Below are 18,546 nucleotides of genomic sequence, written 5' to 3'. Positions count from 1 at the left end.
GCCGTTTCCGGCCTTCTATCTGACTACGCGCCGCGCGGGCATACCCCTTGGCCCGGCGGCGCGATCAGTGCCCGGCGTCGCTGGTCTGCCGCGCCTTCCAGGCCTCGATATAGTCGAGGCGGCGCAGGACCTGGTCGTGAGGATCGATCAGGACATGGGCCCCCGCCGGGACGGTCAGGGTGCCGTGGTTGGCGGTCATGGGCAGGGTGGTCACCGTGCCGTCGACCTCGACCTCGACCGGCATGGGGAACGGGCCTCCGTCGCCAGTGACCCACTCCAGCTCCAGCCGGTCGCCAGCGCGGGTCTGGCGCAGGTCGGGCAGGGCCGCCTGGTACAGATAGGCACGGAAGAACCAGGTCAGATCTTGGCCGCTCTCTTCATTGACGAGGGCGAGGAAGTCGCTGGTCGAGGCAAAGCGCGGGCTGAAATTGCCGGGGCGCGGATCGGGGCGGCCATAGACCAGTCGGCGCACCGACGTGAAAAAGGCTTCGTCGCCGATCAGCAACCGCAGTGAATGGGCGATCAGCGAGCCCTTGTTATAGATATCGAGGCCCGGCCCCTTGTCGCCGTCATAGACTTGGTCCTCCGTCCGCAGCTCGCCGGAAACCACCGGATGGACGTTGAGCAGGGCCTGACGCTGTTTCAGCAGGGAGGCCTGCATGGCCCGGTCGCCGTGCAGCCAGCGATCATAGAGGGGCTGCATATAGGAGCCCAGTCCCTCGTGCAGCCACATGTCATCGGCATTGGTGTTGGTCAGCTGGTTGCCGAACCATTCGTGCGACAGCTCGTGATGCAGCAGCCAGTCGAAGCCGCGCCCGTCCAGCTTGTAGCCGTTGCCATAGGCGTTGATGGTCTGGTGCTCCATGCCCAGGTGCGGGGTCTCGACCACGCCCATCTTCTCGTCGCCGAAGGGGAAGGGGCCGACCGTGGCCTCGTAGAAGTCGAGCATGCGCGGGAATTCGTCGAACAGGGCCCGGGCCCGGTTGGGGTCGTCGGTGGGCAGGTACCAGTAGGTCATCGGCACGGTATTGCCGTAGCGGCTGGCATAGTCGGCGCTGAGCTCGACATAGGGGGCGATGTTCAGGGCCACGGCATAGGTGTTGGGTCGGGCCGCGCTCCAGCTCCAGGTGGTCCAGCCGTCGCCCTGGTCGACGGCACCGGTGAAGCGACCGTTGGCCGGGGCCGACAGGCCGGTCGGGACGGTGATGTGCAGATCGACACGGCCCGGCTCGGCCAGCGGGTGGTCGATACAGGGCCAGAACAAGTCGCAGCCCTCGCCCTGTACCGCCGAGGCGATCCACGGCCGGCCGTCGGGAGTCGTCGACCAGACGAAGCCGCCGTTCCAGGGCGCGCGCGGGGCGACCCGGGGATAGCCGGCATAGGCGATGCGCAGGCTGACCGATTGTCCGGCGGCGAGGGGGCGGGGCAGGTCGACGGTCAGCCGCCCCTCGGGATTGGACCAGTGTTCGGGGGAGATCGGTGCTCCGTCGACGGCGATTTCGGAGATGTCGAACACCGTGTCCAGCTCGACCGCCAGTCGCTGTAGCGGGGCGGTGGCGGTGAAGTCGAGGCCGGCCACGGCGCTGAGAGCGCGGGCCTCGGGGCTGATCCGGAAAGACAGTTCGGCGCGGTCGAAGCGCACGGCCAGCTGTTCGGCAGTGCGCGGCTGGTCGGTTTCGAGGGTGAAGGCCGTCGAGACGCGCGGCGCGGGCGGCGCGATCGAGACACAGGCGGTCAGGATGAGGGAGAGGGTGGCCGCAGTGGCGACGCGGAACAGGATGGCGAGCACAGCGAACTCCGGAGACGACCGAAGTGAGGGTAGGGCGCAAGCGTGGTGGCGGGCAAAGAAAAAGGCCGGTGTTGCCACCGGCCTTTTTCAAGTTCGGGATTCAGACGCCAGTCAGGCGGCGGTTTGTTCCGCCAGCTTGGCCTTGACCTGGCGCTTGATGCGCTGGGCCGCCGTTGACAGCTTCTCGTCGCGGGCCTTGACGATGAAGGGGTCGAGACCGCCCTTGTAGTCGAGGGTGCGCAGCGCGGCGTTCGAGATGCGCAGGCTGAACGACTGGCCCAGCGACTCGGAAGCCAGCTTGACCGTCTTCAGCGACGGCAGAAAGCGGCGCTTGGTCTTCACATTCGAGTGGCTCACGCTGTGGCCGACCATCGGGCCGATACCGGTGAGTTCGCAACGACGAGACATCGTCAGATCCTTAAAGGTCACATCCGGAAAGGGAGAGCCGGACGCATGAAACAGGAACGCGCGGGCAAATGTCCCGCGCGAGAGGGGGCCGTATAGAGGACTGGCGGTCCGCGCGTCAAGACCGAACGGTCCTGTCCGGAGTCGAACGAACCTGTTCAGCCGCCGTTCAAATGCCACCATATAGAGACTGTATAGATGACATTGTTTTCAAACCGAGGGGCGACCATGACACCATCTACTCTGTTGAGCCGCAGCCTGGCCACTGCCGTGCCGATTCTTGCCGGGGCCCTGATGCTGGGCGGATCGGCACCGGCCCCTCAGGCCCAGACCCCCGCCGCCCAGACGGTCCTGCCCGGCTACTGGGAATATACCACCAGCGCTTTGGGCATGCGTGACACCGAGACCAAATGCGTGCGGCCCAGCGAGATCAACCGCTTCTTCGGCGGTCTGTCGACGCGCCGCTGGCAGTGCACCTATCCGGTGCGAGAGGTCGGCAACGGCAACGCCCGGTTCGAGGGCACCTGCCAGGACCCCAAGGGACGCCGCGTCAATGTCCGGCTGAACGGTCCTTTTGACGCCGAGAATTTCCGCTTCCGCGGCGGGGCCCAGCTGGCGCGCGGCACGCCCTATATCCCGGCCAGCATTACAGCCCGGCGTATCAGTGCCCAGTGCCCGGCCAACGCCGAATATTTCTGAACCCGGTCGGCGCGGGCACAGGCCAAGAAAAAGGCCCGGTCGCAAGACCGGGCCTTTTGTTTGTTCGGAGAGCCGTGTGGATCAGGCGGCTTCGGCCTCGGCCTCGGCCTCGGCGGCAGCAGCGGCGATGGCGGCCGGCGACAGCACGGCCTTCTTGGCACTGAGCGACTTGCCCAGCAGTTCGACGGCCGCTTCCTTGTCGATGCGGTTGGCAGCGGCGACTTCACGGGCCATGCGGTCCAGGGCCGATTCATAGAGCTGACGCTCGGAATAGGACTGTTCCGGCTGGCTGTCGGCGCGGTGCAGGTCGCGGACCACCTCGGCGATCGAGATCAGGTCGCCCGAGTTGATCTTGGCTTCATATTCCTGGGCGCGGCGGCTCCACATGGTGCGCTTGATGCGGGCGCGGCCCTTGAGCGTGGTCAGGGCCTTGGTCACCACATCGTCGGCGGCCAGGGTGCGCAGGCCGGCTGTTTTGGCCTTCTTGGTCGGGACGCGCAGGGTCATCTTCTCGTGGTCGAAGGTCACGACATAGACTTCCAGTTCCATGCCCGCCACTTCCTGGACCTCGACGGCGGCGACCTTGCCGACACCGTGGGCCGGATAGACGACCGCGTCGCCAACCTTGAATTCCAGACCGGTCTTGCTCGTCATGTCATTCCTTTCCCGGCAACAGGGGAGGAAGATACGCTGGCGCAGGGACGACAAATCCACTCCGTACGGCAACGGCCGCCGGAGGGAACAAGCCTAAACGTCAATGCGGAAGCGGATCACCGAACCTCTGGCCGACCCCGCCTTCTTGGGCGGGATTCTGTCGCAAACGCGGGCGGGGCGAATAAATCGCTGACCGCCCGACCCAATGCAGAGGAACTTATCACAAAATGCCGGAATTTCAAAACATCCACAGCTCCGTTCCCGGAGCAGGGGAATAGATGACCCCTCACGGTCAGGTGGTCAGGAACCCTTGCCCGGCTTTGTGGAAAAATATTTCTCGAACTTGTCGGTTTCGCGCTCGAATTGTGCGGCATCGGCCGGGGGGGTGCCCTTGACGGTTATATTGGGCCAGACCTTGGCATATTCCGCATTGACCTGGAGCCACTTGCCGTCGGGCTCGTCCTCGGTGTCGGGCACGATGGCGTCGACCGGACATTCCGGCTCACACACGCCGCAGTCGATACATTCGTCCGGCGCGATGACAAGGAAGTTCTCGCCCTCATAGAAACAGTCGACCGGGCAGACCTCGATGCAGTCCATGAACTTACATTTCACGCAGGCGTCAGTGACAATGTAGGTCATGGCAGGATTGGGAGACCGGGCGAAGGTGGCGGAAGGGCGGGCTGCGGAAATGGCCTTCGACCGCTTCCCTGTCAACCGCCGGGCGCGGACGGGGCCGCCAGGATGTAGAGGGCGCGGGCCTCGGCCGCGCCGCCGCGCCGCGTCCCCAGGGCCTCGATCCTCAGTTCGATCAGACGGCCACCCATGGCGAAAACCAGGATGTCGTCGACCCGGACCGGTCGGGCGGCCCGGTCGAGGCGGATCTGCCGCCCGTCGCGGGTCAGGCGCACGGCCCCGCGTTCGACGAAGGCGGTGGCCAGGGACCGGGTGCGCAGGAACCGGGCTCGCCACAACCAGACATCGATGCGACAGCCGGCATCGCTCATGCCTTGGGCGCACCGCGCCGCCGGACTGCGGCCTTGCGTCGCGGGGCGCGCGCCAGCACCGGAGTCAGGGCGGCGAGGGCGGCGAAGGGCGAGTCCTTCGGCGGTACCGCCGGCCGTCCGGGCTTGTCGGGCATCCGCGCCCGCACCGGCCGCAGGGCCGTCAAAAGGGCCCTGGCCTCATCGGCGGTCCAGCCCAGTTCGGCCAGTAGCGGGGTGGGCAGGGTGCCGTCCTTGCCGTGCCGGTCGGCAGCCCGTTCCAGCGCCTCGACCGGCACGGCCCAGCGGCCGACGGCGCGAAGGCCGAAGGCCGACAGGGTCCGGGCTGTCGGCGGCGGGTCGGGCAGCAGGGTCAGGCCCTCGGCCTGTGGACGGAACGGTTGATAAGCGACGAAGGCGAGGGCCAGGGCGCGGGCGCGTGGCTTCAATATATCGGGCAGCCAGACGGAGTGGTTGCCCATGCGCACGGCGAAGGTGCGCAGGGTGCGGCGCTCGGCCGGGCTGAGCGCATGGAGATCGCGCTCGACCTCGGCCCGGTCGATCAGGCCACCCGCTTCGATCAGGCGGAAGGCCAGGCCGCGCGGCAGACCCGTCAGCTTGCCGCTGTCGAGGGCCCGGCGCAGGCGACGCAGGGATTTCAGGGCCCGCCCGGCCTCGGCCGTCAGCCAGGCCTCGATGCGCTGGCGGGCCCGGTCGCGGGTGGCGACGGGGCCGAGGTCGCCGAGCAGCCGCACCCGGGGGGCGAAGGGGTCGCCGCCGGTGATTTGCGCCGCCTGGGTTCCCCGCCACAGGACCGCGCCGTCAGGGGTGACGGAAAAGGCATCGTCGCTGTCGGCGGTCAGGCTGCCCAATCGCCGGGCGATCTCGGGTCCCACGGCCCGCCCGGCGGCGGCCTTGAGGGTGCGATCGGCCAGGATCGAACCGCCCTTGTCCGGAGCGAAACGCACCCCGTCGAGATGCCCGACCACCTCGCCCTCGACCGTGACCCGGCCATCCTCGGCGACTTCGGCCGCGACCTCGGCGCGATCGTTGAGCGAACGCATCAGGGCGGTGGTGCGGCGGTCGACGAAACGGGCCGTCAGCCGCTCGTGCAAAACGTCGGACAGCCGCTCTTCCAGAACGCGGGTCTGGTCGCGCCAGTCGCGGGCTTGATCCAGCCAGTCGGCGCGGTTGGCGATGTAGGACAGGGTGCGGACCCCGGCCAGTCGCGCCGACAGCTGGTCGATCTGGCCGTCGTCGCGGTCCAGCTGGGCGAAGCGGGGCGCGATCCAGTCGTTGTCCAGCCGCCCGCGCCGTCCGGTCAGGGCCTGGAAAATCTCCTTCGACAGGCGGGCGTGTTCATCGAGGGTGGTCTTCTGGAAGTCGGGCAACTGGCAGGCTTCCCACAACCGCATGACCGCCCCGCGCGAGCGGCTGATGCGTTTGACGTCATCATCGGCCATGGCCCGGCGTAGCAGGATCTCGTCCAGGGCCGGGGCCGCCAGCTTCAGCCCCCGGGTGCCGGGCGTTTCGACGAGGGAGCGCAGCAGGTCGGGCAGGGTGTCGAAATCGAGCCGGGCGTTGCGCCATTCGGCGGCCACGACCGGGTCAAAGCGGTGGTCGACCACCTGTTCGACCAGATCCGTGTCCAGTTCGTCGCATTCACCGGTGACGCCGAAGGTGCCGTCGCGCAGGTGGCGACCTGCGCGGCCGGCGATCTGGCCGATCTCGTGAGCATGCAGCCAGCGGGTGCGGGTGCCGTCGAATTTACGCAGGCCGGCGAAGGCGACATGGTCGACGTCCATGTTCAGCCCCATGCCGATGGCGTCGGTGGCGACCAGAAAGTCGACCTCGCCGGACTGGAACAGCTCGACCTGGGCGTTGCGGGTACGCGGCGACAGACTGCCCATGACCACGGCCGCGCCGCCGCGCTGGCGCCGGATCAGCTCGGCGATGGCATAGACGCGGTCAGTCGAGAAGGCGACGATGGCGCTGCGTCGCGGCAGGCGGGTGAGCTTTTTCGAGCCGTCGTAGCTGAGGGTCGAGAGCCGCTCGCGGGCAATGATCTCGAGGTCAGGGATCAGGGCCCGCATCAGCGGGGCCATGGTGCCGGCCCCCAGGAACATGGTCTCGAACCGGCCGCGGGCATGCAGCAGGCGCTGGGTGAACATGTGGCCGCGCTCGGGGTCGGCGACCAGCTGGATCTCGTCGACCGCCAGGAATTCGACCTGACGTTCCAGCGGCATGGCCTCGACGGTGCAGACGAAATAGTGGGCGCGGGGCGGGACGATCTTTTCCTCGCCGGTGATCAGGGCCACGGCCGAGGCCCCGCGTCGTTTGACGATCCGCTCATAGATCTCGCGCGCGAGCAGACGCAGCGGCAGGCCGATCATGCCCGAGGCGTGACCCAGCATACGCTCGACCGCCAGATGGGTCTTGCCGGTATTGGTGGGACCCAGGACCGCGACGACGCGCGAGGGGGCCAGACCCGTGGGACGGTCACTCATGATGGGTTCAAGGTGGCAACTCGCGACCGGTTGCTCAAGTCTCAAACACCCGACGTCAGGGTCGCAGGCCGGATCATGAATTTCGCTTGCCGATCGCCGTCCGGACCGCACAGTGGGGGCCACCCCTCATTCGGAGCCTGATCTTGACTGATACCCCCGCTCGCAAGCCGATCGCCTGGCCGATGCTGATCCGGCAGGCCCATCTGTTCCTGGGCATGCTCATCGCCCCCAGTGTATTGCTGTTCGCGATCACCGGCGGGCTGCAGATCTTCCGGCTGCAGGAAAGCCATGAGGGTTACACCCCGCTGCCGATCGTCGAGAAGCTGGGCCGGATGCACATGGACCAGGTCTATGCGCTGAAGAAGAAGCGGGCCGAACCGGACGCGGCTCCGGTCGAGGCGGCCGCACCGGCGGCGGTCGCGCCGGTCGAGGCGGAACGGCAGGAACCGAAGCCCGCCCCGCCGCTGTCGAAGGTTCTGCTGCAGTGGTTCTTCACCCTGGTGGCCGTCGGCCTGGTGCTGTCGACCCTGCTGGGCATGTGGATGGGGGCCATGGTCAGCCGCTCACGCGTCACCGCGCGCTGGCTGCTGCTGGCGGGGGTCGTCCTGCCGGTGCTGATGCTGATGGTCTAGAGACCGGATCCGCCGGCCTTAACGCAGCGTGGTTAACCGGCGGAACAGGGGTGAAACGAATCAGGACCGAATCGCTGACACCGCCGTATTCGGGGTTTGTTCCCTACAAGATATTGTATCTTAAGGACGATTAACCACAATCCTTTAGAGCGGCGGCATGGTGTCGAAGGTCGGCAAGTTCGGATCCAGTGTGACCCAGGGCTGTCGGCTGCTGAGATAGACGACCATCTGCGGACTGTAGAGGGAGGGGTCGTCGAGGCTGCCGGCGCGCAGCACCAGCAGGCCGGGCATATTGGTGCTGCGCCCGAACAGGGGTGAGCCGCAACGCGGGCAGAAGCTCGTTGTTACGGTGCCGCCACTGTCGGCGGTCCAGCTGAAATCCTGCACCGGGCCGGTTACGGTCACCGCGGCCTCGGGGAAGGCCATGTTGTCGGCGTGGCCGCCTCCGCTCAGCTTCTGGCAGCTCTGGCAGCAGCATCGACCGGTCATTACCGGGTCAGCTTCGGTTCGGTAGCGCACGGCCCCGCAAAGGCATCCACCCTCGATCATCGCCCATCTCCAGAAGGTTCAACGGTTCTCAGCATAAATAGTGACTTGTAAATTGCAAGTCACTAGCCAATTATGACCCATGTCTCTTGATTCGTTAGACTTTCCCCGATCGGGTTGTCCGATCGCAAATACGCTGGAGGTGGTCGGGGACCGCTGGAGTCTGGTGATTGTCCGGGACCTGCTGAACGGCAAGCGGCACTACGGAGACTTCCTGACGTCGCCGGAAGGAATCACCACCAGTGTGCTGGCGCAACGGCTGGTGCGGCTGGAGGCGGCGGGTCTGGTCGAGCGACGGCCCTATCGGAGCCGCCCTGTCCGGTACGACTACATCCTGACAGCGAAAGGCGCGGCGTTGCGACCGGTGCTGCAGGCCATGTGCGCCTGGGCCAACATCTTCATCCCCGGTACCTGGCCTGCGCCGGACGACTTCATGAGGCCCGGCGCATGATCTGAACGCCGGGGCTTTCCGCCGAAGCTCCGAGCCGCTAGGTCAGCGTCCGTGACCCCGTAGCTCAGCCGGATAGAGCAAGGCTTTCCTAAAGCAGAGGTCGGGGGTTCGAGTCCCTCCGGGGTCGCCATCTCATTCGCGACGGAATTCAGTCCGGGCGGCGGCCGCGCGGGCCGGTGCCGGTGCCGTGGCCGCCGAGGCTGGCCCATTCGGGCGGGGCGGCCTTGTGGACGTACTGTTCCGAGACCATCCAGCCCTTGAACGGCCGCAGGCTGGCCAGGCACATCAGGGTCAGCAGCGGCAGGGTCACGACCAGATGCACCCAGATGGGCGGATGCACGGTGAATTCGAAGGCCATGAACGCCATCATCCCGACCACGCCGACCAGCGACATGACGAAAAAGGCCGGGCCGTCGGCCGGGTCAGCGAAGCTGTAGTCGAGACCGCAGGCCGGGCAGGAGTCACGGATGGTCAGATAGCCGGTCAACAGTGGTCCCTCGCCACAGCGGGGACAGCGGCAGCGCAGGCCGGTCGACAGGGTGCTGAGGCGCGGATGGGGAACGTCGGTCATGGTCGGGATGTCGGCCCCGGAGGGCCGGGACGCAAGCGGCGTCAGTGTCGCGGGTCGGACCGCGGCCATCGGCGATCGGTCATCATCCGTTAACCGCGATTAAAGGGCTTCGCGCGAGTGTGCGCGCGTATGTCCGGGGTCTCATCCAGCAAGCGCATCCTCAGAACGACCGTGGCCGCAGCCGCGGCCGGGGCCGTCGCCCTGTCGCCGCTGGCTCCCCTGGCCCGGGAGGTCAGGGTTTCAAGCGACCCCATCGAGATCCGTGTCGGGGTCAACGCCCGTTTTACCCGGGTCGAGTTCGGCGGCGTGATCGGCGCGCGGTCGCAGGTCCGGCGCGAGGGCCGGGCAGTCATCGTCCGTATCGGGGCGACGGCGGCCCCCGATATTTCCCGCCTGCGAACCGATCCGCCCAAGGGCGTGGAATCGGTGGAAACCCGTTCGGTCAGCGGCGGCACGGAGCTGGTCCTGACCCTGGCCCAGGGCGCTGACGCCCGTACCGGGGTTGCCGACGGGGCGGTGTGGCTGAACCTCTATGCGCCGGGTACGCCGGCTCCGGTTGAGCCCGGGACCGTCGCGCCCGCCCCCCTGATCCCGGTGACGGCGACAGCGACGGCGACCACGGTTTCCTTGAATTTCCAGTGGCAGAGCCCGGTCGGTGCCGCCGTGTTCCGTCGCGGTGAAGCGGTCTGGGTCGTGTTCGATACCGCCGCCCGGCTGGACATGACCGGGGCCAAGGCTCTGGGTCCGGCGAGTGACGCCCGCTGGGCCGCCGGGGCTGACTATACCGCCGTGCGCATCGCCGCACCGCCGGGTCTGGCCGTTTCGGCCGTGGCTACGGGGTTGACCTGGACCGTCCTGATCGGCGGTCAGGCCGTCGAAACCCCCGAGATCGACATCTTGCGCGAGGGTGGCGGCGACCTGACCCTGGTGGCCCATATGGCCGGGGCGACGCGGGCGATCTGGCTGACTGATCCGCTGGTCGGTGACCGGTTCGCGGCGGTTACGGCCCTGGCCCCCGGCAAGGGCGTGTCAAAGCGCCGCCAGACGGTCGATCTGACCCTGTTGCCGACGGCGCACGGACTGGCGATCGAGACGACAACCGATGATCTCCGGATCCTGCCGGATCAGGACCTGGTGTCCCTGTCGCGGCCGCGCGGCCTGATCCTGTCGTCGCCTTCGGCGTTGCAGAATGCGCCCGAGGATACGACGGGCACGCCGCGCAAGGCGCGGTACCCGAGCCTGATCCTGGGCGAATGGGCCGGCGTCGGATCCGCCGGCTTTCCGGCCCGCTATCGACAGCTTCAGGAGGCCGCCGCCGAGGAGGCCATGGCCGCAGGTGACGACCCGCGCGCACCGGTCGAGGCGCGACTGGGGCTGGCCAGGTTCCTGGTCGGCTCCGGACTGGGGTTTGAAGCGATCGGCGTGCTGAACGCCATCGTCGCCGCCGCTCCGAACATGGCCGGTGAGGCCGAGCTTCGAGGGTTACGCGGGGCAGCCCGGGTCTCGATCGGTCGCATCGCCGAGGCCCAGGCCGATTTCGCCGCCGGGGCCCTGGCCGGGGATCCTACGGCCCGGGTCTGGCAGGGTTATATCGCCGCACAACAGGGCGACTGGGTCGAAGCCAGGCGCGGCTTTACCGCCGGTGCGGCCGTGATCGATCAATTCCCCGAGGCGTGGCGGGCCCGCTTCGGTGCCGCCCATGCCCTGGCGGCGCTGGAGACCGGGGACCTGGACGCGGCCCGGTCGCTGCTGGCCTACAGTTTCAGCCAGCCGCGTGTCGCCGCGGACGAATTGGCCGCCCGTCTGATCCAGGCCCGGTTGTTTGAACTGGAAGGCCAGGATGAGCGGGCGCTGGCCGTCTATACGGCGGTGGCGCGGGCTCCGCTCGACGGCATCGCTACGCCCGCCAAGCTGGCGGTCGTGCGGATGGGGCTGGGCAGCGGGACGATCAAGCCGGACGCCGCCGCCAAGGAACTGGAATCCCTGCGCTGGCGCTGGCGCGGTGACGCGACGGAACTGGCCGTGATCCGTCAACTGGGCAGTCTGTACCTGTCACAGGGTCAGTATCGCGAGGCCCTGACGGCCTTGCGCGGGGCCGGTTCCCGCATGGCTCAACTGCCTGGAGTCATCGATCTGCAGACCGATCTGTCCAATGCCTTCCGGGCCCTGTTCCTCGAAGGGGGCGCGGATGGACTGCAACCGGTGCAGGCGCTGGGGCTGTTCTATGATTTTCGCGAACTGACGCCGGTCGGGGCAGACGGTGACGAGATGGTGCGGCGACTGGCGCGGCGACTGGTCAATGTCGATCTTCTGGATCAGGCGGCAGAGCTGTTGAAGCATCAGGTCGATCACCGGCTGGACGGCGTGGCCAAGGCCCAGGTGGCCACCGACCTGGCCACCGTCTATCTGATGGATCGTCAGCCCGAGGCGGCGTTGAAGGCGATCTGGGATTCGCGCACGACGCTGTTGCCGACGGCCCTGAACATCGAACGTCGAGGCCTGGAGGCCCGGGCGCTGATGGGGCTGGGACGCTACGATCACGCGCTCGAGGTTCTGGCCAGCGACAACTCGGCGGCCTCGCGCGAGGTCCGGGCCGAAGTATTCTGGAAACAGGAGAACTGGGCCGGGGCCGCAGCGGCCTATGAACAGCGGCTGGGCGAGCGTTGGAAGGATGCGGCGACGCCCCTGACGCCGGACGAGGAAAGCCAACTGATCCGGGCCGGGGTCGGCTATTCGCTGGCTCATGACAGCGGCGCGCTGAGCCGGCTGTCGCGTAACTATGCCGCCCTGGTACCGGCGGCCCGGGCGGCGGGGGCTCTGAAAATCGCTCTCGCCGGATCGAATCTGGATGATGTCGGCGTAATGGACGTCGCCGCGCTCGGCAGCAGGACGGATACCTTCAGCGGCTGGGTGGCGACCATGAAGGCCCAGTTCAAGGAAAGAACGGACGGGAATCGCGCTGCCGCGACACCCGCCCGTCCTCAAGCCGCAGCTCCGGCGTCAGGCACACCGGCGGGAACGCCCGCGGCGGCCTGACCGGAAGCCGTTCTAGCTGTTGACCGCATCCTTGAGCGGCTTGGATACGCGGAAGCGCACGGCCTTGGAGGCGGCGATCTTGATGGTTGCGCCGGTGGCCGGGTTACGGCCTTCACGGGCGGCGCGGGCGGCGGTGTCGAACACACCCAGGTTCGAGATGCGGACGTCTCCGCCGCCGATCAGGCTCTTGTGGATGTTCTTGACGATGGCCTCGAGCACGCGGCCGGCATCGGCCTGCGAAACATTGGCGTCTTTGGCGACGGCGGCGATCAGTTCAGCTTGAGTGGTCATAGGGGTCGCTTCCAAAAAAGGCTGCCCGTCCTCCGGGCTAGACCAGAGGATCAACGCCGGTTTTGAAGGCCTTTGCAAGCGACTGTTGCCGCTTTGGTCATCGGTAGCGGGGATTCAGCCCGTTCCAGAGGCCCTCTGGAAGCTCTCGACGAGGCTTCCGGCGACCAGTCGCCAGCCGTCGACAAGGACGAAGAAGATCAGCTTGAAGGGCAGGGATACGACCACCGGCGGCAGCATCATCATCCCCATGCTCATGAGCACACTGGCGACCACCAGATCGATCACAAGAAACGGAACAAAAAGAAGAAATCCGATCTCGAAGGCCTTCTTCAGCTCGCTGATCATGAAGGCCGGGGTGACCACTCTCAGGGGCAGGTCGGCGGCTATGGTTCCGGCCTCGACATGGCTCAGTCGGGTGAACAGGGCGAGGTCGTTGCGATCGACCTGGGCGAGCATGAAAGTCTTCACAGGTTCCGACGCCGCATCGAAGGCCTGGGGCAGCTCCATCTGCTCATCCAACAGGGGACGGATGCCCGAATCATAGGCGTCCTGCCACGTCGGAGCCATGACGATGGCGCTCAAAAACAGGGCCAGGGAAATCAGAACGGCGTTCGGTGGCGACTGTTGCATGCCCAGGGCGGTGCGCAGCAGGGACAGGACCACAATGATTCGCACGAAGCTGGTGGTCATGATGACGATCGACGGGGCCAGCGACAGCACAGTCATCAGTCCGACCAGCTGCACGACCCGCGTGGTCAGTCCGGCTCCGGTGCCGAGGTCGACATTGATGGCCGCGCCGCTGGCGGCTTCCTGGGCCAGGGCGGCCAGTGGCCACAGCAGGCACAGGATGGTGGTCAGCAGCGACAGCAGGGCGGCGCGCTTCAATTCCGCACGGGTCGGCACGACGAAGATGCCGGATTTCGAGGCCGGGAGACTCACGCGACCGTATCCGGCGTTGTGCCGGTATTCCCGCGCGGCTCGATCAGTTCGCGGCCCTCACCCAGAAGAATCAGCCGTTCCTCGTCGTCGACCCGCACCAGCACCAGGCGACGGGCGGGGTCCAGCACCAGGGTCTCGACCACCTGCAGCCGACGTTCACCGCGGTCGGCATTGAGCCGGGCCATCAGCTGCGGCGCATAGCGGCGAGCTGCCCAGGCCGTGAGCCCGATGATCCCTAGGGTGAAGGCCAGGCCGAAGACGGCGCGGGCGAGGTCGAGGAAATTCATTCAGAAATGGCCCTGCTGGCGAACGGTCCGCGATCGGGTGCCGGCGGGGCCAGACTTGTCGATCATGGTTAACGGGTCGTTGAGATAACCCCCCGTTAACCATGCAGGCGGCATTTTCTGCCCATCTGAACGGGCGCGCCGCGTCTGACGGGAGGAAGCCATGGGCTTTTCCGACCTGCCCCTGCTGAGCCAGATCAAGGGCCGACTGACCTGGCTGGATGAGCGCCAGCGCGTGATCGCGCAGAACGTGGCCAATTCCGATACGCCGGGCTACGTCGGGCGGGACCTGAAGGCTCCGACGAATTTCGCCGACGCTCTGGCCCGGGGCGGGGCGCTGCAGATGACCCGCACCAATCCGAATCACATCGCACCGCCCGCGACCCAGACCCGTTTCCAGACCAGCGAGGCCCGGGATTCCGAAACCACGCTGGACGGCAATACGGTGGTGGTCGAGGAGCAGATGCTGAAGATGGCCGAGAGCCGGATGGCCTATGAAGCTGCCATCGGCTTCTACCAGAAATCCATGAACATGCTGCGGGCCGCTGCCCGCCCGCCGGGCCGCTGACGCCATGACCGAGGATCGATAGCCGATGTCTGACCCAATCGTCCCCCGCAACAATGCCATGGCCGTGGCGGCGTCGGCGCTGAAGGCGCAGCAGTCGCGTATGCGCGTGATCGCCGAAAACATCGCTAATGCCGAATCCACCGCAACCGTCGCGGGGGGGCAGCCCTATCGTCGCCAGATCCCCGTGTTTGAGGCCCGCAACGTCGACGGGGCCACCGGGGTGACCCTGGCCCAGGTACGACCGGACATGAGCGATTTTCGCAGCGAGTACGATCCCTCGCACCCGGCCGCCAACGCCGAGGGCTATGTGTTGCGACCCAATGTGAACTCCCTGGTCGAGGCCATGGATATGCGCGAGGCGCAGCGGGCCTATGAGGCCAACCTCAATGTCATCGAGACGGCGCGGGCGATGGACAGCCGCATCCTCGAACTGCTGAAGAAATGAGGCCCTGAATGATTAATCCGATGATGGCGGCCCGGGCCTATTCAGCGGTGCAGGGCGGAGCCATGCCCACCGAGCTGACCGGAGCCGCCAGCGGAGCCGGCGCGGCCCAGGGTGCGGGGTTTTCGGACCTGCTGCAGAACGTCATGGGCGATATGACCCAGGCCACCAAGGTGGCCGAAACCCAGATGAGCGCCTCGATCCAGGGTCAGGGGAGTCTGGTCGATGTGGTCACGGCCGTATCCTCGGCTGAAGCCTCGCTGGAAACAGTCATGGCGGTACGTGATCAGGTGATCTCGGCCTATCAGGAAATCATGCGGATGCCGATCTGACGGCGGGGTCTGCCGTCGACCGTATCAGCCCTCCAGTGACACCACGGGCCCAAGGACCGGGGCCGGTGCGCGACCGCTGTTGCGTCGCTTGAACCACGCCCGGATGCGGGACTGGATCGGGGCGTCGATCAGAAAGTGGAACAGGAAGGCGAAGGCGACGGCGACGCCGACGCCGAGCCCCCACAGGAGCCACTGGACCGGTGCAGAAAGACCCAGTCTGACCTCGGCGACATTGACCACGCCGAACCAGGCGATGCGAACCACCTCATTGGTGATGAACATCGAGAAGGACACGACGGCGGCCTTCTCGACCCATTTCGACGGACGGATCACCGGAATGGCTCCGGCGGCCAGGATGATGATCGAGATGAAGGTCAGGGACACCAGGGCCTGTTTGTCGAAATACTGCACCCCGGCCAGGCCGAGCGCCGCCAGAATGCCGGCCCAGCGAGCGAGGCGGGGATCGATCCAGACCCTCTGGGCGAACCAGGCCAGGGCCATACCGAGGACAAACAGGGGCAGGGCGCGGAAGAAGCCGTAGCGCAGGGGCATCTGATAGACCGGGAAGTCGAGCAGGGCCCAGCACAGCTGGTTGGCCAGCAGATAGCCAAGGATGCCGGCGACCAGTGTCGCCCACGGACCCAGACGCATCAGGCCGCGAACGATCCACGGAAAGGCAAGATAGCAACCGACCAGGGCCGAGATCGACCAACTGGGCGCATTCCAGCCGAGACCACCGTGGATGCCGAAGGCCTGGACCAGACCCAGCTGGGCCGGCAACTGGTCCCAAAGGAACCATTCCGGATTGCGTGGCGGGATCCCCGCGGCCGTACCCAGCACAACCATGGCAATGAGGCTGAGCCCCATGATCAGATGGGCCGGATAGACGCGCAGGATCCGTTTGAGGAAGAAGTCGCCCGGAGTCATGGCCCCGCGCGCCAGGGCTGCCCCGTAGACGCGCATCAGCACATAGCCGGAATCGATCAGGAAGAAATTGGTGAGCAGGAATCCGCCCCGCTCGAACACGGGATGGACGCCTTCGGCCAGGGGTACCGGCGCGGAACCCTGGAAATGATGCAGGATGATCAGACTGGCCACAATGAAACGCAGAGCGTCCAGCCAACCGCCACGGGCGATGGCCGTTGTCTCTTTTCGGGTCGAAATTGCGGTCCAGACCATGATCCCAGCCCTCCTGACCGGTGTTCAGACCGATCGCAGCAAGGGTCGGGCCAGCGGGCCAGGTTTTGAGTTAACCCCGCACCAGCTGCAGGAATTCCTCACGCGTGCGCGGGTCGTCGCGGACGACCCCGAGCAGGGTGCTGGTGGTCAGGGTGGCCCCGGGCACATCGACGCCACGCAGGGTCATGCAACTGTGTTCGGCCTCGATGACGACGCCGACGCCGGCGGGACGCAGAACCTCGTGGATGGCGTCGGCGATCTGGGCCGTCATCTTCTCCTGGATCTGCAGTCGTTTGGCATAGCCGCGCACGACCCGGGCCAGTTTGGAGATGCCGACGACCCGGTCGGTCGGCAGATAGCCGACGTGGGCGACCCCGACGACCGGCAGCATGTGGTGTTCGCAGAAGCTGACGAAGCGGATGTCCTTGAGCACGACCAGCTGATCGTAGCCGCCGACCTCCTCGAAGGTGCGTTCCAGATAGGCGCGCGGCTCGACCTCATAGCCGGCGAACAGCTCGCGATAGGCGCGGGCCACGCGGGCGGGGGTGTCGAGCAGACCTTCCCGGTCGGGGTCGTCTCCGGCCCAGCGGATCAGGGTACGGACGGCGGCCTCGGCCTCGGACTGTGGGATGGCGGGTTCGCTCGGGGAGTCGGTCATGGTGTCAGACATAGTGAGGACTGCGGCGAAAGGGGAGCGGCGACGCTCAGATGATCGGCTGTGGCTGGTCGCGGATCCACTGTGACAGCAGCCATTTCTCGCCGGAGACCGGCGGCAGGCCCGCGTGGAGGGTGCGTGGGTCGACGCGACCTTCGGGGTCGACATTGAAAAACAGCAGGGCGTCCCCGGTCTTGCCGGCGAAGCGCCAGTCGAGCTCGGGAAAGGCGGTTTCACCGCCCTCGTAGTCTTCGTTGAGATAGGTCAGGAAGGTCGCGGTGCGCTGACCCTGCTGGGCCAGGGTCTCGGCCAGGGCCGGGGCCTCGGGGTTGAGAAAGTCGAAATGCGGCTCGTAACGCTGGCCGATGTCGTAGCGCAGGATGTTGCACGGCTCGAAATTTCCGGTGTGAAGGCCGGGTGCTGCGGCGGCCATCCGGGCCCGCATCAGTGCCAGCACCAGATCGGTGTCGATCAGACTGAAGCCGGCCCCGCTGCTGGTCCTGATCCCGTCCTGACGGCGTCCGCCCAGATCAGCGTCATAGACCCGGGCCGGTACCAGGCGTTCGCCGGCACGGCGGACGACCCAGGCGCAGACGGCGGGGCTGGCGAAGCCTTCGATGACCTTGATGCGCGGCGAGTCCGATATCGTTTTCGCGGCAGGCGGGGTCAGCCACTTCGAAATCCTTACGGCCTTGCGTGCCCGCGCCCAGACGCCGACTGGCGGATGGGGCCGTCCGGCAGCGGCAGCAATCCCGGCATCGTCAGCCAGCAGCAACAGCTGGCCGCGCGCGGCGACGTCGCCGTACTCTGCCGCAGTCTGCAACCAGTCGAGGGCGACCTCCCAGTCCTGGGTCTGACCCAGACCGATGGCGGCGAGAACAGCGACGCGGGCGGCGGCTTCGGCGCTGCCTTCCCGGGCCGCCTGGGTCAGAAGCACGGCTCCGTCGTCCGGCTGGTGCGGGGCCGCGCGCCCGACCAGCAGTCGCGTGCCCAGCCAGGTCATGGAAGCGACATGACCCTGTCGGGCCGCACGATCGAGCCAGGAGACGGCGATCTCGTGCCGGCCTTCGCGGTCAAAGACGCGCGCCAGGGCGAATTGGGCATCCCCGTCACCGGCGACGGCCCGGCGGTGGATTTCCTCGGTGGCAAGCGAACTCATGGGACGGAGCCATATCATCGGCGACACGGGCGCGCAGCGGATTTTCCCGTCGAGGCCTGTCAACGCAACTGCATACACGTCGATGCCGGTATCCTAACTCGACGTTAACCATGCTCCCGGCATTTTCTGCCCGGTACCCTTGGAGCGTAAGAAATGAACGGCGCGGAAGTTCTGGATGTCGGGCGCGACGCCCTGTGGCTGACGATTCAGCTATGCGGCCCCATGCTGCTGGTCGCGCTGGTCGTTGGTGTGTCCATCGGCCTGTTTCAGGCCCTGACCCAGATCCAGGAGCAGACCCTGATCTATGCCCCCAAGATCATGGCTATCTTCGTGTCCCTGCTGCTGTTCCTGCCGGTGATGGGATCCCTCTTGGGCGGTTTCATGCAGACGATCGCCGCGCGTATCGCCGGGATGTGATTGCAAG

At 66.8% G+C, this 18,546-nt stretch carries 22 protein-coding genes and 1 tRNA gene; 9 read left to right on the top strand and 14 right to left on the bottom strand.

Annotated features, from left to right (window positions below; genetic code table 11):
• Window positions 1–64 precede the first annotated feature (64 nt).
• Both AAC050_RS02000 and rpmB read right to left on the bottom strand, forming a co-directional pair.
• Entirely contained in the window at window positions 65–1,789 is a 1,725-nt protein-coding gene (locus tag AAC050_RS02000; protein ID WP_339913369.1) for a M1 family metallopeptidase, read from the bottom strand.
• A 111-nt stretch (window positions 1,790–1,900) separates the two neighbouring features.
• Window positions 1,901–2,197, bottom strand: a complete 297-nt coding sequence (rpmB, locus tag AAC050_RS01995) for a 50S ribosomal protein L28 (protein WP_339913368.1) — start codon at window positions 2,195–2,197, stop codon at window positions 1,901–1,903.
• A gap of 225 nt (window positions 2,198–2,422) precedes the next feature.
• Here rpmB and AAC050_RS01990 point away from each other — a divergent pair, with 225 nt between their 5' ends.
• Entirely contained in the window at window positions 2,423–2,893 is a 471-nt protein-coding gene (locus tag AAC050_RS01990; protein WP_339913367.1) for a DUF3617 family protein, read from the top strand.
• Between the two features lie 81 nt (window positions 2,894–2,974).
• Here AAC050_RS01990 and AAC050_RS01985 read toward each other — a convergent pair whose 3' ends face one another.
• The 4 genes from AAC050_RS01985 to AAC050_RS01970 all read right to left on the bottom strand — a co-directional run bounded on the left by AAC050_RS01985 (window position 2,975) and on the right by AAC050_RS01970 (window position 7,037).
• On the bottom strand, window positions 2,975–3,547 hold the full coding sequence (locus AAC050_RS01985) for a CarD family transcriptional regulator (RefSeq protein WP_339913366.1): 573 nt from the start codon (window positions 3,545–3,547) through the stop codon (window positions 2,975–2,977).
• Window positions 3,548–3,847: 300 nt separating this feature from the next.
• On the bottom strand, window positions 3,848–4,189 hold the full coding sequence (fdxA, locus tag AAC050_RS01980; protein ID WP_339913365.1) for a ferredoxin FdxA: 342 nt from the start codon (window positions 4,187–4,189) through the stop codon (window positions 3,848–3,850).
• Between the two features lie 71 nt (window positions 4,190–4,260).
• Window positions 4,261–4,554 (bottom strand): S4 domain-containing protein, encoded by a 294-nt coding sequence (locus tag AAC050_RS01975; protein ID WP_339913364.1) that lies wholly within the window; start codon window positions 4,552–4,554, stop codon window positions 4,261–4,263.
• Window positions 4,551–7,037, bottom strand: a complete 2,487-nt coding sequence (locus AAC050_RS01970; RefSeq protein ID WP_339913363.1) for a helicase-related protein — start codon at window positions 7,035–7,037, stop codon at window positions 4,551–4,553. Before AAC050_RS01970 ends, AAC050_RS01975 begins: the two co-directional genes overlap by 4 nt.
• 143 nt (window positions 7,038–7,180) lie before the next feature.
• Here AAC050_RS01970 and AAC050_RS01965 point away from each other — a divergent pair, with 143 nt between their 5' ends.
• A complete protein-coding gene (locus AAC050_RS01965) occupies window positions 7,181–7,669 on the top strand; it encodes a hypothetical protein (protein WP_339913362.1) in 489 nt (162 codons plus the stop codon).
• A 144-nt stretch (window positions 7,670–7,813) separates the two neighbouring features.
• Here the strand turns inward: AAC050_RS01965 and AAC050_RS01960 are convergent, their stop codons facing one another.
• Window positions 7,814–8,158, bottom strand: a complete 345-nt coding sequence (locus AAC050_RS01960; protein WP_339913361.1) for a GFA family protein — start codon at window positions 8,156–8,158, stop codon at window positions 7,814–7,816.
• Window positions 8,159–8,297: 139 nt separating this feature from the next.
• Between AAC050_RS01960 and AAC050_RS01955 the strand changes: the two genes are divergently transcribed.
• Both AAC050_RS01955 and AAC050_RS01950 read left to right on the top strand, forming a co-directional pair.
• Window positions 8,298–8,666, top strand: a complete 369-nt coding sequence (locus tag AAC050_RS01955; protein ID WP_339913360.1) for a helix-turn-helix domain-containing protein — start codon at window positions 8,298–8,300, stop codon at window positions 8,664–8,666.
• A gap of 53 nt (window positions 8,667–8,719) precedes the next feature.
• Window positions 8,720–8,796 (top strand) — tRNA-Arg (locus AAC050_RS01950).
• An 18-nt stretch (window positions 8,797–8,814) separates the two neighbouring features.
• Here AAC050_RS01950 and AAC050_RS01945 read toward each other — a convergent pair.
• A complete protein-coding gene (locus tag AAC050_RS01945) occupies window positions 8,815–9,237 on the bottom strand; it encodes a DUF983 domain-containing protein (protein ID WP_339913359.1) in 423 nt (140 codons plus the stop codon).
• 129 nt (window positions 9,238–9,366) lie between these two features.
• Between AAC050_RS01945 and AAC050_RS01940 the strand changes: the two genes are divergently transcribed.
• Entirely contained in the window at window positions 9,367–12,273 is a 2,907-nt protein-coding gene (locus AAC050_RS01940; protein WP_339913358.1) for a hypothetical protein, read from the top strand.
• A gap of 12 nt (window positions 12,274–12,285) precedes the next feature.
• Here AAC050_RS01940 and AAC050_RS01935 read toward each other — a convergent pair whose 3' ends face one another.
• The 3 genes from AAC050_RS01935 to AAC050_RS01925 all read right to left on the bottom strand — a co-directional run bounded on the left by AAC050_RS01935 (window position 12,286) and on the right by AAC050_RS01925 (window position 13,790).
• Entirely contained in the window at window positions 12,286–12,564 is a 279-nt protein-coding gene (locus AAC050_RS01935) for an HU family DNA-binding protein (RefSeq protein WP_339913357.1), read from the bottom strand.
• Between the two features lie 114 nt (window positions 12,565–12,678).
• The gene (gene fliP, locus AAC050_RS01930; RefSeq protein ID WP_339913441.1) at window positions 12,679–13,476 is read right to left on the bottom strand and encodes a flagellar type III secretion system pore protein FliP; all 798 of its coding nucleotides are present in this window, start codon (window positions 13,474–13,476) and stop codon (window positions 12,679–12,681) included.
• Window positions 13,477–13,499: 23 nt separating this feature from the next.
• Complete coding sequence (locus AAC050_RS01925; RefSeq protein WP_339913356.1) at window positions 13,500–13,790, bottom strand: flagellar biosynthetic protein FliO; 291 nt, start codon at window positions 13,788–13,790, stop codon at window positions 13,500–13,502.
• Window positions 13,791–13,950: 160 nt separating this feature from the next.
• Here AAC050_RS01925 and flgB point away from each other — a divergent pair, with 160 nt between their 5' ends.
• Genes flgB through fliE form a run of 3 tightly spaced genes read left to right on the top strand, consistent with a single transcriptional unit; the run spans window position 13,951 to window position 15,129 of the window.
• A complete protein-coding gene (gene flgB / locus AAC050_RS01920; RefSeq protein WP_339913355.1) occupies window positions 13,951–14,355 on the top strand; it encodes a flagellar basal body rod protein FlgB in 405 nt (134 codons plus the stop codon).
• A 25-nt stretch (window positions 14,356–14,380) separates the two neighbouring features.
• Complete coding sequence (gene flgC / locus AAC050_RS01915; RefSeq protein WP_339913354.1) at window positions 14,381–14,800, top strand: flagellar basal body rod protein FlgC; 420 nt, start codon at window positions 14,381–14,383, stop codon at window positions 14,798–14,800.
• An 8-nt stretch (window positions 14,801–14,808) separates the two neighbouring features.
• Complete coding sequence (gene fliE / locus AAC050_RS01910) at window positions 14,809–15,129, top strand: flagellar hook-basal body complex protein FliE (RefSeq protein WP_339913353.1); 321 nt, start codon at window positions 14,809–14,811, stop codon at window positions 15,127–15,129.
• A 24-nt stretch (window positions 15,130–15,153) separates the two neighbouring features.
• On the opposite strand, the gene AAC050_RS01905 is transcribed toward fliE, so the two are convergent.
• The 3 genes from AAC050_RS01905 to AAC050_RS01895 all read right to left on the bottom strand — a co-directional run bounded on the left by AAC050_RS01905 (window position 15,154) and on the right by AAC050_RS01895 (window position 18,122).
• The gene (locus AAC050_RS01905; RefSeq protein ID WP_339913352.1) at window positions 15,154–16,308 is read right to left on the bottom strand and encodes an acyltransferase; all 1,155 of its coding nucleotides are present in this window, start codon (window positions 16,306–16,308) and stop codon (window positions 15,154–15,156) included.
• 70 nt (window positions 16,309–16,378) lie between these two features.
• Complete coding sequence (gene folE / locus AAC050_RS01900; protein ID WP_339913351.1) at window positions 16,379–16,966, bottom strand: GTP cyclohydrolase I FolE; 588 nt, start codon at window positions 16,964–16,966, stop codon at window positions 16,379–16,381.
• A 46-nt stretch (window positions 16,967–17,012) separates the two neighbouring features.
• Window positions 17,013–18,122 carry a 2OG-Fe(II) oxygenase gene (locus tag AAC050_RS01895; RefSeq protein ID WP_339913350.1) on the bottom strand — a complete coding sequence of 370 codons (1,110 nt, stop codon included), beginning with the start codon at window positions 18,120–18,122 and terminating at the stop codon, window positions 17,013–17,015.
• Between the two features lie 153 nt (window positions 18,123–18,275).
• Here AAC050_RS01895 and fliQ point away from each other — a divergent pair, with 153 nt between their 5' ends.
• The gene (gene fliQ / locus AAC050_RS01890) at window positions 18,276–18,539 is read left to right on the top strand and encodes a flagellar biosynthesis protein FliQ (protein ID WP_339913349.1); all 264 of its coding nucleotides are present in this window, start codon (window positions 18,276–18,278) and stop codon (window positions 18,537–18,539) included.
• Window positions 18,540–18,546: the final 7 nt, after the last annotated feature.

The sequence above is a fragment of the uncultured Brevundimonas sp. genome, from assembly GCF_963974615.1.
In the GTDB taxonomy this organism is placed as follows: domain Bacteria; phylum Pseudomonadota; class Alphaproteobacteria; order Caulobacterales; family Caulobacteraceae; genus Brevundimonas.
The sequence above is the reverse complement of the archived record's forward strand: the minus strand, read 5'-3'. Positions and strand labels throughout refer to the sequence as shown.

Excerpts from the sequence above, each read along its gene's own strand:
- rpmB (WP_339913368.1), bottom strand. The coding sequence starts at position 2,197 with ATGTCTCGTCGTTGCGAACTCACCGGTATCGGCCCGATGGTCGGCCAC.
- AAC050_RS01990 (WP_339913367.1), top strand. The coding sequence starts at position 2,423 with ATGACACCATCTACTCTGTTGAGCCGCAGCCTGGCCACTGCCGTGCCG.
- AAC050_RS01985 (WP_339913366.1), bottom strand. The coding sequence starts at position 3,547 with ATGACGAGCAAGACCGGTCTGGAATTCAAGGTTGGCGACGCGGTCGTC.
- fdxA (WP_339913365.1), bottom strand. The coding sequence starts at position 4,189 with ATGACCTACATTGTCACTGACGCCTGCGTGAAATGTAAGTTCATGGAC.
- AAC050_RS01975 (WP_339913364.1), bottom strand. The coding sequence starts at position 4,554 with ATGAGCGATGCCGGCTGTCGCATCGATGTCTGGTTGTGGCGAGCCCGG.
- AAC050_RS01970 (WP_339913363.1), bottom strand. The coding sequence starts at position 7,037 with ATGAGTGACCGTCCCACGGGTCTGGCCCCCTCGCGCGTCGTCGCGGTC.
- AAC050_RS01960 (WP_339913361.1), bottom strand. The coding sequence starts at position 8,158 with ATGACCGGTCGATGCTGCTGCCAGAGCTGCCAGAAGCTGAGCGGAGGC.
- AAC050_RS01955 (WP_339913360.1), top strand. The coding sequence starts at position 8,298 with ATGTCTCTTGATTCGTTAGACTTTCCCCGATCGGGTTGTCCGATCGCA.
- AAC050_RS01945 (WP_339913359.1), bottom strand. The coding sequence starts at position 9,237 with ATGACCGACGTTCCCCATCCGCGCCTCAGCACCCTGTCGACCGGCCTG.
- AAC050_RS01940 (WP_339913358.1), top strand. The coding sequence starts at position 9,367 with ATGTCCGGGGTCTCATCCAGCAAGCGCATCCTCAGAACGACCGTGGCC.
- AAC050_RS01935 (WP_339913357.1), bottom strand. The coding sequence starts at position 12,564 with ATGACCACTCAAGCTGAACTGATCGCCGCCGTCGCCAAAGACGCCAAT.
- AAC050_RS01925 (WP_339913356.1), bottom strand. The coding sequence starts at position 13,790 with ATGAATTTCCTCGACCTCGCCCGCGCCGTCTTCGGCCTGGCCTTCACC.
- flgB (WP_339913355.1), top strand. The coding sequence starts at position 13,951 with ATGGGCTTTTCCGACCTGCCCCTGCTGAGCCAGATCAAGGGCCGACTG.
- flgC (WP_339913354.1), top strand. The coding sequence starts at position 14,381 with ATGTCTGACCCAATCGTCCCCCGCAACAATGCCATGGCCGTGGCGGCG.
- fliE (WP_339913353.1), top strand. The coding sequence starts at position 14,809 with ATGATTAATCCGATGATGGCGGCCCGGGCCTATTCAGCGGTGCAGGGC.
- AAC050_RS01905 (WP_339913352.1), bottom strand. The coding sequence starts at position 16,308 with ATGGTCTGGACCGCAATTTCGACCCGAAAAGAGACAACGGCCATCGCC.
- folE (WP_339913351.1), bottom strand. The coding sequence starts at position 16,966 with ATGACCGACTCCCCGAGCGAACCCGCCATCCCACAGTCCGAGGCCGAG.
- AAC050_RS01895 (WP_339913350.1), bottom strand. The coding sequence starts at position 18,122 with ATGAGTTCGCTTGCCACCGAGGAAATCCACCGCCGGGCCGTCGCCGGT.
- fliQ (WP_339913349.1), top strand. The coding sequence starts at position 18,276 with ATGAACGGCGCGGAAGTTCTGGATGTCGGGCGCGACGCCCTGTGGCTG.